9 protein-coding genes and 2 pseudogenes are annotated in these 11,902 nt (G+C 56.0%); 8 read left to right on the top strand and 3 right to left on the bottom strand.

The features are described from left to right. Nucleotides 1-484: 484 nt before the first annotated feature. From E2L00_RS16995 to spy, 6 genes are all read left to right on the top strand, one after another. Nucleotides 485-1,705, top strand: a complete 1,221-nt coding sequence (locus E2L00_RS16995; RefSeq protein WP_167613746.1) for an aspartate aminotransferase family protein — start codon at nucleotides 485-487, stop codon at nucleotides 1,703-1,705. Next, complete coding sequence (gene astA / locus E2L00_RS16990; RefSeq protein WP_167613744.1) at nucleotides 1,702-2,736, top strand: arginine N-succinyltransferase; 1,035 nt, start codon at nucleotides 1,702-1,704, stop codon at nucleotides 2,734-2,736. The genes E2L00_RS16995 and astA overlap by 4 nt, the downstream gene beginning before the upstream one ends. Beyond that, nucleotides 2,733-4,211: a succinylglutamate-semialdehyde dehydrogenase gene (gene astD, locus E2L00_RS16985; protein WP_167613742.1), complete on the top strand. Its 1,479-nt coding sequence runs from the start codon at nucleotides 2,733-2,735 to the stop codon at nucleotides 4,209-4,211. Before astA ends, astD begins: the two co-directional genes overlap by 4 nt. Further along, complete coding sequence (astB, locus tag E2L00_RS16980; RefSeq protein WP_167613740.1) at nucleotides 4,208-5,536, top strand: N-succinylarginine dihydrolase; 1,329 nt, start codon at nucleotides 4,208-4,210, stop codon at nucleotides 5,534-5,536. The genes astD and astB overlap by 4 nt, the downstream gene beginning before the upstream one ends. An 11-nt stretch (nucleotides 5,537-5,547) precedes the next feature. Continuing rightward, entirely contained in the window at nucleotides 5,548-6,513 is a 966-nt protein-coding gene (astE, locus tag E2L00_RS16975; protein WP_167613738.1) for a succinylglutamate desuccinylase, read from the top strand. Between the two features lie 442 nt (nucleotides 6,514-6,955). Further along, entirely contained in the window at nucleotides 6,956-7,444 is a 489-nt protein-coding gene (gene spy, locus E2L00_RS16970) for an ATP-independent periplasmic protein-refolding chaperone Spy (protein WP_167613736.1), read from the top strand. 75 nt (nucleotides 7,445-7,519) lie between these two features. On the opposite strand, the pseudogene E2L00_RS16965 reads toward spy, so the two are convergent. Together E2L00_RS16965 and hutI are read right to left on the bottom strand one after the other, a co-directional pair. Then, nucleotides 7,520-7,726: pseudogene (locus E2L00_RS16965) on the bottom strand (N-formylglutamate amidohydrolase); the annotation flags it as partial. Nucleotides 7,727-7,746: 20 nt separating this feature from the next. Continuing rightward, nucleotides 7,747-8,976: an imidazolonepropionase gene (gene hutI / locus E2L00_RS16960; protein ID WP_167613732.1), complete on the bottom strand. Its 1,230-nt coding sequence runs from the start codon at nucleotides 8,974-8,976 to the stop codon at nucleotides 7,747-7,749. 219 nt (nucleotides 8,977-9,195) lie between these two features. Between hutI and E2L00_RS16955 the strand changes: the two genes are divergently transcribed. Continuing rightward, the gene (locus tag E2L00_RS16955) at nucleotides 9,196-10,557 is read left to right on the top strand and encodes a formimidoylglutamate deiminase (RefSeq protein WP_167613730.1); all 1,362 of its coding nucleotides are present in this window, start codon (nucleotides 9,196-9,198) and stop codon (nucleotides 10,555-10,557) included. A 2-nt stretch (nucleotides 10,558-10,559) separates the two neighbouring features. Then, complete coding sequence (gene ves / locus E2L00_RS16950; protein WP_167613728.1) at nucleotides 10,560-11,105, top strand: environmental stress-induced protein Ves; 546 nt, start codon at nucleotides 10,560-10,562, stop codon at nucleotides 11,103-11,105. Here ves and hutC read toward each other — a convergent pair. Continuing rightward, a pseudogene (gene hutC, locus E2L00_RS16945) lies at nucleotides 11,106-11,817 on the bottom strand (histidine utilization repressor). Nucleotides 11,818-11,902 lie beyond the last annotated feature (85 nt).

The following is an 11,902-nucleotide window of genomic DNA, read 5'->3' as shown; positions in this document are numbered from 1 at the left end:
GCAGAAAATCGGAGGGAATGCAGTTGGGGGAATTACCGTTAAGCGTAGAGTGATTAAACGAAGCGCTATCCACCTTCTGTATCAGTCATAAATGAAGAATGACGCTAACGCTTACCCACTCTATTTGTTTAATAGTCTGCCGCCTCAGATAGCAAAATCTGCACCATAATCACTCATGCCGCCCCGTTTCAGGGCGCAATCGGCAAACAAATCCCGGCGTCGATCACAAATCCAGCATTATATTTTACGCTTGCATAATATTTCTTATTTTCGTGCCGCAAACCCGCCCGATACATAAAACTATGCACCGATTATTCACTTTTTCTGCATATCATCGACTCGCAACTCCTTGATTTTTAATTTAACCCTTTCCGTTATGCACTTTTATCGCTAGCTGGCACGAACGCTGCAATCTACATTTAGCAGCGCAAACACTAAATTATTTAACAATTACATTACTTTTTATTTACCGGAAGAGGTCGCTATGCAGCAGTCAATTACACGCCAGAACTTCGACGAATGGATGATGCCCGTTTATGCCCCTGCGGCTTTTATTCCGGTACGCGGCGAAGGTTCCACTTTGTGGGATCAGCAGGGTAAGGATTACATCGATTTTGCGGGCGGGATTGCGGTTAACGCGCTGGGCCATGCGAATCCGGATTTGCGCAACGCGCTGGAAACGCAGGCGGCTAAGTTCTGGCATACCGGCAACGGCTACACCAACGAGCCGATTTTACGGCTGGCAAAACAGCTTATCGATGCCACCTTTGCCGATAAAGTTTTCTTTTGCAACTCGGGCGCGGAAGCGAACGAGGCGGCCCTGAAGCTGGCGCGAAAATATGCGCACGATAATTTTGGTCCGCAGAAAAGCGGCATTGTCGCCTTCAAAAATGCGTTTCATGGCCGCACGCTGTTTACCGTATCCGCGGGCGGGCAGCCAGCTTACTCGCAGGATTTTGCGCCGCTGCCGCCGCAAATCAGCCATGCCATTTATAACGATCTGCAATCCGCCAGCGAATTAATCAATGAAAACACCTGCGCGGTGATCGTCGAGCCGATGCAGGGCGAAGGCGGCGTGGTTCCTGCCGATCCAACTTTCCTGCAGGGTTTACGTGAACTGTGTGACCGCCACAACGCGGTGCTGATCTTTGACGAAGTACAAACGGGCGTTGGCCGCACCGGTTCGCTATATGCGTATATGCATTATGGCATCACGCCGGATGTGCTCTCCACGGCGAAAGCGCTGGGCGGCGGCTTCCCGATTGGCGCCATGTTGACGACGGACAAATTCTCCAGCGTGATGGTCGTTGGGACACACGGCACAACCTACGGCGGCAACCCGCTGGCTGGCGCCGTTGCTGGCCGCGTGCTGGAGTTGATTAATACGCCGGACGTGCTTAACGGCGTGAAACAGCGTCACCAGTGGTTTGTGGAGCGTCTGAATAAAATCAACCAGAAGCACCAGTTGTTTAGCGAAGTGCGCGGCCTGGGGCTGTTAATCGGCTGTGCGCTGCAACAGGAGTACGCCGGGAAGGCTAAACTTATTCTGCAGGCGGCCGCGCAGGAAGGGTTAATGATCCTGATTGCCGGCGCCAGCGTGGTCCGCTTCGCGCCGTCGCTGATTGTCAGCGAGGCCGATGTGCAAAAAGGACTGGATCGCTTTGAGCTGGCCTGTGAACGCTTTCTTGCCGGAGAAAAATCATGATGCTGATCCGTCCGGTTGAGCGCGGTGATTTAGCCGGGCTGCTGGCGATGGCGAAAAAAACAGGCGGCGGGCTGACCTCGTTGCCTGCCGACGAAAAGACGCTGGCAGAACGCATCGATCGCTCGATAAAAACCTGGGAAGGTGGCTTGCCGAAGGGCGACCAGGGGTACGTTTTCGTGCTCGAAGAATCCACCAGCGGTAAAGTGGTGGGTATCTGCGCCATTGAAGTCGCCGTTGGCCTGAACGATCCCTGGTATAACTACCGCTTTGGCACGCTGGTGCACGCTTCCAAAGAGCTGAACATCTATAACGCCTTGCCGACCCTGTTCCTCAGCAACGATCATACGGGCAGCAGCGAGCTTTGCACGCTGTTCCTTGATGCCGACTGGCGTAAAGAGGGCAACGGTTACCTGCTTTCAAAATCGCGCTTTATGTTTATGGCGGCCTTCCGCGAACGCTTTAATGAAAAGGTGGTGGCCGAAATGCGCGGGGTGATCGATGAACACGGCCATTCGCCTTTCTGGGAAAGCCTCGGCAGCCGCTTCTTCTCGATGGAGTTCAGCCGCGCGGATTACCTGTGCGGCACCGGACAGAAAGCTTTTATCGCCGAGCTGATGCCTAAACATCCTATTTATACCGATTTCCTGTCGCCGGAAGCGCAGGCCGTGATCGGCCAGGTGCATCCGCAAACCGCGCCTGCCCGCGCCGTGCTGGAGGCGGAGGGGTTTCGCTACCGTAATTACGTCGATATTTTCGACGGTGGCCCAACGCTTGAATGCGATATCGACAGGGTTCGTGCGATCCGCAAGAGCCGCCTGACAGAAGTGGTCATCGGTCAGCCCGCGATCGATGAGCTACCGGTTTGCCTGGTGGCCAATGAAAAATATGAAAATTTCCGTTCGCTGCTGGTTAAAGCTAATCCAGAAGGCGATCGCCTGATTATTGATGCTGCCACGGCGGACGCCCTGAAATGCAGCGCCGGTGACAAAGTACGTCTGGTGCGCCTGTGCCCGGAGGAGAAAAAAGTATGACCCAGTGGATTAATGGAACATGGATCGCCGGTCGCGGCGAACGGATGCAAAAACACAATCCGGTGAATGGCGATCTGCTCTGGGAAGGGATGGCCGCAAGCGGCGAACAGGTTTCCGCAGCCTGCGCCGCTGCGCGTGCGGCGTTCCCGGCGTGGGCGAAAAAAACCTTTGCTGAGCGCCAGGCTATTGTCGAACAGTTTGCTCGCTTGCTCGAAGCTAATAAGGATGAACTCACCAGCACCATCGCCCAGGAAACCGGCAAGCCGCGCTGGGAGGCGGCGACGGAAGCCGGGGCGATGATTAACAAAATCGCTATTTCAGTAAAGGCATATCACACGCGGACGGGCGAAACGCATACGGCGATGCCTGACGGCGCGGCTACTTTACGCCATCGTCCTCACGGCGTACTGGCCGTATTTGGACCTTATAACCTGCCGGGGCATTTGCCAAACGGACATATCGTTCCCGCCCTGCTGGCGGGCAACACTATTATCTTCAAACCCAGCGAACTGACGCCGCGCATTGGCGAACAGGTGATGAAGCTATGGGAACAGGCGGGCGTGCCGCAGGGCGTGCTGAATCTGGTGCAGGGCGGGCGCGAAACCGGCCAGGCGCTGGCGCAACAAACCGATCTTGACGGCCTGCTGTTTACCGGCAGCGCAAATACTGGCTACCAGCTGCATCGCCAGTTGGCCGGGCAGCCGGAGAAAATCCTCGCGCTGGAAATGGGCGGCAATAACCCACTGATCGTGGAAGATCCGCAGGACATTGACGGCGCGGTGCATCTGGCTATCCAGTCTGCGTTTATCACCGCCGGGCAGCGTTGTACCTGCGCCCGTCGTCTGCTGGTGAAAAAAGGCGAGCAGGGCGATGCGTTCCTCAGGCGGCTGGTGGAAGTGGCTTCTCGCCTGAAGCCGGGCGCCTGGGATGCAACTCCTCAGCCGTTTATTGGCGGGCTGATTTCCGTGCAGGCCGCAGAGCGCGTGCTGACCGCCTGGCAGGAGCATCTGGCTCGCGGCGGCAAAGCGCTACTGGAGCCGGAACTGGTTGAGAAGGGCACGTCTTTGCTGACGCCGGGCATCGTTGAGCTGACCGATGTGGCAAACGTGCCGGATGAAGAAATCTTTGGCCCGCTGCTGGCGGTGTGGCGCTATGACAGTTTCGACGACGCTATCCGCATGGCGAATAACACGCGCTTCGGGCTGGCGAGCGGGCTGATTTCTCCTGACCGTGAGCATTTCGAGCGGCTTTTGCTGGAAGCGCGCGCGGGCATCGTTAACTGGAATAAACCTCTGACGGGTGCCGCCAGTACCGCACCGTTTGGCGGCGTGGGCGCATCGGGTAACCATCGCGCAAGCGCATGGTATGCGGCAGATTACTGCGCCTGGCCGATGGCGACGCTGGAAAGCCCGTCTTTCTCGCTGCCGGAAACCCTGAGTCCGGGGCTGGATTTTAGCCGTGAGGAGCAGCCATGAAAGCCCGCGAAGTCAACTTTGATGGCCTGGTGGGGCTAACCCACCATTACGCCGGGCTGTCGTTCGGCAACGAGGCTTCCGCTAAGCACCAGTATCGCGTTTCCAACCCGAAACTGGCCGCAAAGCAAGGGCTGCTGAAGATGAAGGCGCTGGCGGATGCGGGATTCCCGCAGGGCGTGATTGCGCCGCAGGAGCGTCCAAACGTGCCGGTGCTGCGCCAGCTTGGTTTTACCGGCAGCGATGCGCAGGTTGTTGCGCGCGTGGCGAAGCAGGCGCCGCAGCTGCTTTCTGCGGCCAGCTCTGCCTCGTCGATGTGGGTGGCAAATGCTGCCACCGTGTCGCCCTCGGCGGACAGTCTGGACGGCAAAGTGCATCTGACGGTGGCAAACCTGAACAACAAATTTCACCGGGCAAGCGAAGCGCCAACGACGGAAAGCCTGCTGCATGCGATTTTCCGTAACGAACAATGCTTTTCCGTGCATGGCGCGCTGCCGCAGGTTGCCATGTTTGGCGATGAGGGAGCGGCAAACCATAATCGCCTGGGCGGAGCTTATGATAGTCCGTCCGTGCAGCTTTTCGTTTATGGCCGCGAAGAGGCAAAGGCCGGACCGATCCCGGCGCGCTATCCGGCTCGTCAGACGCTGGAGGCGAGCCAGGCCGTGGCGCGGCTGAATCAGGTTAATCCTGAGCGGATTGTTTATGCGCAGCAGAATCCGGCAGTTATCGACCAGGGCGTTTTCCACAACGATGTTATAGCGGTGTCGAATCGTCAGGTATTGTTCTGCCACGAGCAGGCATTTTTGCATCAGCATGAGCTTTATCAAACCCTGCGGGAGAAAGTGCCGGGTTTTATGGCGGTTGAAGTGCCGACGAACCGGGTATCGGTCGGCGATGCCGTTTCGACATACCTGTTTAACAGTCAGTTACTCAGCCGTGACGATGGCAGCATGATGCTTATTTTGCCGGAAGAGGCGCGTCAGCATGCAGGCGTGTGGCGCTATCTTAATGAAACGCTGGAAGCCGATAACCCGATTAGCGAGCTGAAAGTATTCGATCTACGTGAAAGCATGGCGAACGGCGGCGGCCCGGCCTGTCTGCGTCTGCGCGTGGTGCTTACCGAAGCCGAACAGCAGGCGGTTAATCCAGCGGTAATGATGAACGACGCGCTGTTTGCAACGCTTAATAGCTGGGTGGATCGCTGGTATCGTGACCGTCTGACGCAGGCTGATTTAGCCGACCCGCTATTACTGCGCGAAGGAAGAGAAGCGCTCGATGAACTCACCCGTATACTAGACTTAGGGTCTGTTTATCCGTTTCAGTGCTGACAGGAGGCACAATGCTGGATTTTCTGGCGCAGACCCTGGCGGGGAAAGCGCCAACGCAAACCGAAGGTAAAAATGCCCATCTGCACTGGCAGTGGTGCGATGAAGGTATCTTAACGCTTACGCCGCATCAGCCCGTGGCAAAGGCGCTGGTGCTGTCGGCCGGCATTCACGGCAACGAAACTGCGCCGGTAGAAATACTCGCGCAGCTGATAGACGATTTGCTGGCGGGCAAGCTGGCGCTACAGTGGCGCTTGCTGGTGATCCTCGGCAATCCCGCCGCTTTGCGCAGCAACAAACGCTTTATGCACAGCGATATGAACCGTATGTTTGGCGGCCGCTGGCAGCAGTTCCCGGAAAGTATCGAAACGCAGCGGGCCTGCCGTCTGGAGCATGCGCTGGAGCTGTTCTGGTCGCAGGGGGATGAAACTATTCTCTGGCATCTCGATATGCATACCGCAATCCGTAGCTCATATCATCCTCGTTTCGGCGTGCTGCCTGCGCGCCCTTTACCTTACGATGAGGCGTTTCTTGCGTGGCTCGGCTGCGCCGGACTTCAGGCGCTGGTGTTCCATAAAGAACCGGGCGGCACGTTCAGTCATTTCAGCAACGAGCATTTTACGGCGCTTAGCTGCACGCTGGAGCTGGGCAAGGCGCAGCCATTCGGGGAGAACGATCTCAGCCAGTTTGCGGTGACGAAACAGGCGCTGAACGCGCTGTTAATCGGTGGAGAGGTTCCTGTTGCTGAAGGCGAGCCGCTACGTTATGAAGTGGCCCAACAGATTACCCGGCAGACTGAATCTTTTGTGTTGCATATGGGCGCGCAAACGCAAAACTTTACCGCCTTTCCGAAAGACACCCTGCTCGCAGAAGATGGTGATACGCGATATATCGTTAAAGAAGATAAAGAATTTGTTTTATTCCCTAACCCTAACGTGGCTCCCGGGCTACGGGCAGGATTAATGCTGCGTGAAATATAATTACCGTTAGCTTCCCGGCGGAAGCTAACAAATTATCGGAATCGGCGTTTATATGCGGATTAATCTTAACTTGCTGCTTTATCAGGCAGCAAAATTACTATACACTCCCTCCATAATTTCTTTAAAATCATCGGGTTGTTATATTCTGTTGCAATTAAGTGCGCATTAATTCTTATTTTCTTCATAATTGACGCAATAGTGTTTTTTACACTTTCAATGCTTTACTAATTCGGCCAACTCCTTGACGATTAAGCCCGTAAACTCAATCTCGTCAACACGACAAACCAGTCGTCATTATCATTGCCCTATAGGTTTTCTGTTACGGCAAGGCGGCAAGCATAAAAGTCCTGGGAGCTTAGTTTGTTAAGTGTTCAGCAGGAAGATGTAAAGCCAACGCCGCTGTAGCAGAAAAGATAACGGGCAAAATGAAAGGAAAAATAATATGCGTAAATTAACAGCTCTCTTTGTTGCTTCAACTCTGGCTCTGGGCGCGGCAAACCTGGCTCACGCGGCAGATACCACTCCCGCCACTGCGGCAAAAACTGACGCGCCAATGATGCATCATAAAGGTCCGCGCGGTGGGCACCACGATATGATGTTCAAAAACCTTAACCTGACCGATGCGCAGAAACAGCAGGTGCGCGACATCATGAAAGCGCAGCGCGGTAAAATGGAACGTCCATCCTTAGAAGAACGTCGTGCGGCGCACAGCATTATCGCCAGCGACAGCTTCGACAAGGCGAAAGCACAGGCTCAGGTAGATAAAATGGCCGAGCAGAATAAAGCGCGCATGCTTGCCCATATGGAAACGCAGAATAAAATCTATAACATTCTGACCCCTGAGCAGAAAAAGCAATTTAATGCCGATTTTGAGAAGCGTCTGACAGAACGCCCGGCGCATGAAGGTAAAATGCCTGCAGATCAGGAATAACTGGTCGACTGACTTAAGACCGCCGGTCCTGTCCACAATAGCGTAGCCGCTGTGGACAGGACCGGCGGTTTTCTTTTATGCAATCTGCTGCGCGCTGGTCAGCATGGCGCGAATAAGCGCTTCAGGCAGCGACTGCAATCGTGCCGCCCGATCGTGGCGCCAGCCGAACGGTGCTTCTTCGTCCATATAATTGCACTGGGCCAGCTCCAGCTGCACGGCGTGTACGCCGCTGGCCGGGTTGCCATAGGCTCGTGTAATATAACCGCCTTTAAAACGGCCGTGGCAGTTTCCCTGGCGTAAATTCATAAGCTGCTTTCACGTCTGACCCCCTGATAAATTACGCTGCAGGGCAATTGTCCCCCCAGCCAGTAGACCAGCTCCGCAGGACGCGCCACGGGCCAGTGCACAAAGTTGGCGACCTTGCCGGGTTCAAGGCTGCCGTGGCTGGCCTGAATACCAAGCGCCTGTGCTGCGTGGAGCGTCACGCCGGCCAGCGCTTCTTCAGGCGTTAGGCCAAACAGCGTACAGGCCATATTCAACATCAGGCGTAGCGACAGGGCGGGTGAGGTGCCGGGATTAGCGTCGCTTGCGACGGCCATCGGCACGCCATATTTACGAAACGCTTCTACCGGCGGGCGTTGCTTTTCTCGCAGTAAATAGAAGGCGCCCGGCAGCAGCACGGCTACCGTGTTGCCTGCGGCCATCGCCCTGGCGTCTTCATCCGTTGCGTACTCAAGATGATCGGCGGAAAGCGCGTTAAAGCTCGCGGCGAGGCTGCTGCCTGCAAGCGGGGAAAGCTGCTCGGCATGAAGTTTTACCGGCAGGCCAAGTTCGCGCGCAGCGGCAAACACTTTTGCGGTTTGTGGGGGAGTAAAAGCCAGATGTTCACAAAAAGCATCTACGGCATCAGCAAGCTTTTCCTGCGCGACGCGGGGTAATAGCTGTTCACAAACCACCTCAATCCATGCATCGCCGTCACCGTTAAATTCAGGCGGTATCGCGTGGGCGGCAAGGCAGGTGGCATAAATTTCAACCGGTTCCTGCTCGCCAAGCTTGCGGATCACCCGCAGCATCTTGATTTCGTTATCGATATCCAGCCCGTAGCCGGATTTTATTTCAACCGTGGTCACACCTTCAGCCAGCAGGTGGCTAAGACGCTGACGGGCGCTGGCAAGTAATTCATCCTCGCTTGCCGTTCTGGTGGCGCGCACGGTTGAGAGGATACCTCCGCCCTGGGCCGCTATCTGTGCATAGCTCACGCCATTAAGACGCTTTTCAAACTCGGCACTGCGGTCACCGCCGAACACCAGATGTGTATGGCAGTCGATAAAGCCCGGCAACACAATACCGCCGTCAAAATGGTGGTGTTCAGCGGCGATGATTTCCGGCATGGCGTCTTTCGGTCCCAGCCAGATTATTTTGCCGTGCTGTACGGCGAGCGCGCCATTTTCAATGAAGTGATATTGCCCCGCTTTCATGGTGACGAAGGTGGCACCGCTCCAGAGGCTATCGCAGGAAACAGGGGAGGACATAACCTTCTCCGCATCGGGTTGTATAGACAATGACAAACAACCTGGCACAGCACGCTAAATTCATCAACAGTCGTAGCTTATGTTGGCCGCTTTGTTGCAGCAATTTGTCGCATGCCACACAAATTTTTCGCACCCTTTGCGGGCGGGAATAAATTTGTTTTGCCTCGGCGTGGATTTATCGCTAAACCATTGTCACCGTTAAGAGAAGGAACCGAAACTATGCCGGCTTATTTTGCACCGAGTGTGATGCTTCCTCAGGGGTGGGGACATCATGTGCGTATTACCGTCAACGAGCAGGGAACCATCACCCATATCGCTGCCGGGGCCTCTGCGGAAGGGGCAACGCTGCTGCCCGGCGTGGTCATTCCTTCAATGGTAAATTTACATTCACACGCTTTTCAGCGAGCGATGGCGGGCCTGACCGAAGTGGCGGGCAATCCGCAGGACAGCTTCTGGACGTGGCGCGATTTGATGTACCGCATGGTGCAAAAGCTCACCCCGGAGCAGGTAGGGGCGATTGCCACGCGTCTGTATATCGACATGCTAAAGGGTGGCTATACGCAGGTCGCAGAATTTCATTATTTACATCACGACGTTAATGGCAAACCTTATGCCACCGGCGATATGATGCTACAGCAACTCGTTGTCGCTGCCGATAACAGTGGCATCGGTCAGACGCTGCTTCCGGTTCTGTACAGCTATGCCGGGTTTGGCGCGCAGCCGCCGCAGGCCGGTCAGAAACGTTTTATTCAGGATGTCGATCGTTATCTGCGTCAACAACACGCGCTGGAAAAGGCGTTGCGTCATTATCCCCGTATCAATCAGGGGCTCTGTTTCCACTCGCTGCGCGCCGTTACGCAGGAGCAAATGGAAGACGTGCTTGAGGCCAGCGATTATCGCCTGCCGGTGCATATCCATATCGCCGAACAGGAGAAAGAGGTCAACGACTGCCTCGCATGGAGCGGTGAACGGCCGGTAAACTGGCTCTATAACCGCTTTGCGGTGGACGATCGCTGGTGCCTGATTCACGCAACGCATCTGGCGGCCGATGAAGTAACGCAGATTGTCGAAAGCCGTTCGGTGGCGGGTTTGTGCCCGACAACCGAGGCGAACCTCGGCGACGGCATTTTCCCGGCCAATGATTTTATCGCCCAGGGCGGCCACTGGGGAATCGGCTCGGACAGCCATGTGTCGGTTAACGCGCTGGAAGAGCTGCGCTGGCTCGAATACGGCCAGCGTCTCAGAGACCGCCGCCGCAATAGGATCGTTTTGCCGACGTTGCCCCAGGTGGGGGAAGTGCTCTGGCGGCAGGCGGCGGCCGGGGGATCGCAGGCGTGCGGTGTGCAGATGGGCGTTATCGCGCCGGGTTTCAGGGCGGACTGGCTGGTTCTGGAGCGCGACGCGTGGCTGGAAAATATAGAAGATTACGCGCTGATAAACCGCTGGCTGTTTGGCGGGCAAAGAGAACAAATAAGAGACGTGTGGGTTGCCGGAAGGCAGGTGATAACTGACAGGCGGCACCCACTTGATGAGCACAGCTTTACACAATTTGCGCAGGTGATGCGCAGCCTTCAGGAGTAGTAATGGAATTCTTCGATATTCGGAAAGTGCCAGTCAGCCTGTGGCGCAACGGCGCCGGGGAAACCCGCGAGATTTGCTGCTTTCCGCCTGCAACCCGTGATTTTAACTGGCGTGCAAGTATTGCTTCTATTGCGAGCAGCGGCGAGTTTTCCGCCTTCCCGCAAATCGACCGGGTTATCACGCTGCTTGAGGGAGGCGAGGTGATCCTTGACGGCGGGAAAGCCTTTCACCATACGCTTAAGCGGCATCAGCCGTTTTCGTTTGCGGGTGAGCAGGTGGTGAAGGCTGAACTAACCCACGGTATGTCGATGGATTTCAACGTGATGACGCGCCGCGATCGCTGCCGGGCGAAAGTGCGCGTTGCCGACCGCACCTTTACCACTTTTGCTCCACGCGGCGGCATCGTTTATGTGCTGAGCGGCGAATGGCAGCTGGGTAATAAGCTTTTGTCGCACGATCAGGGCGCATGGTGGCAGGATGGTCGCCACACGCTGCGCCTGTTGAAATCTGAAGGGCAACTGCTGTTTAGCGAAATAACCTACCTGTAATCACTGCCCGATAAAACTTCCTGGCAGTTGATAACGCGAGCCCGGATACAGCAGCCGGGCCACCGTGACCGCCTGCGCATGGTGCCAGGTGCGGCGTTTAACCAGCAAGCACGGCTGCCGGGCCGTGACCTCCAGCAGCGCCTGCTGCGTTTCATCTGCCAGCACGGCTTCGACGACATATTCCCCGGCGGTTAATGGCGCAAGCTGGCTTAATTAGTGGTGCGGGGTGAACAGCCGAAAATCCTGCTGGAGATAGGCTGCCGCAAGCGACGGGTTAACGTAGCGCGTTTCAAGCTGCACGGCCTCATCGTTATCGTAATGAACCATCTGCGAATAAAACAGCGGCTCGCCGGGCTGAACGGAGAAGGCGCGCAAGTTCCTCGCTCGCCGCTACCTGCTCTAATACCACTATATGCTTGCGGGAATGGTGACCGCGCGCGGCAATCTCCTCGGCAATACTGCGCACCTCAATCATGGCCGTATGGCCTTTGAGTTCCGCGGCAAAAGTCCCCACGCCCTGCATGCGCACCAGCCAGCCTTCACCCGTTAATTCACGCAGCGCGCGGTTAATTGTCATGCGGCTGACGTTAAGCGCATTCACCAGTTCAGTTTCTGACGGCACCCGCTGATGCGGCAGCCAGGCCCCGCTGCGGATCTGGCTGATTATTGCCTGCTTCACACGCTGATAAATAGGCGCGGGAAGCAAGCTGATGGCGGCTTGTCACTGCTCCAAAGGTCGTTGTTCAGACCTGTTTTGTCCTTCATTTTTTACCTGTTAAGCGCGATCTCGCTCACTG

This window comes from Cedecea colo (assembly GCF_011808225.1).
GTDB lineage: Bacteria > Pseudomonadota > Gammaproteobacteria > Enterobacterales > Enterobacteriaceae > Dryocola > Dryocola colo.
Note: the sequence above shows the minus strand (reverse complement) of the source record. Positions and strands in the feature narration are given on the sequence as shown.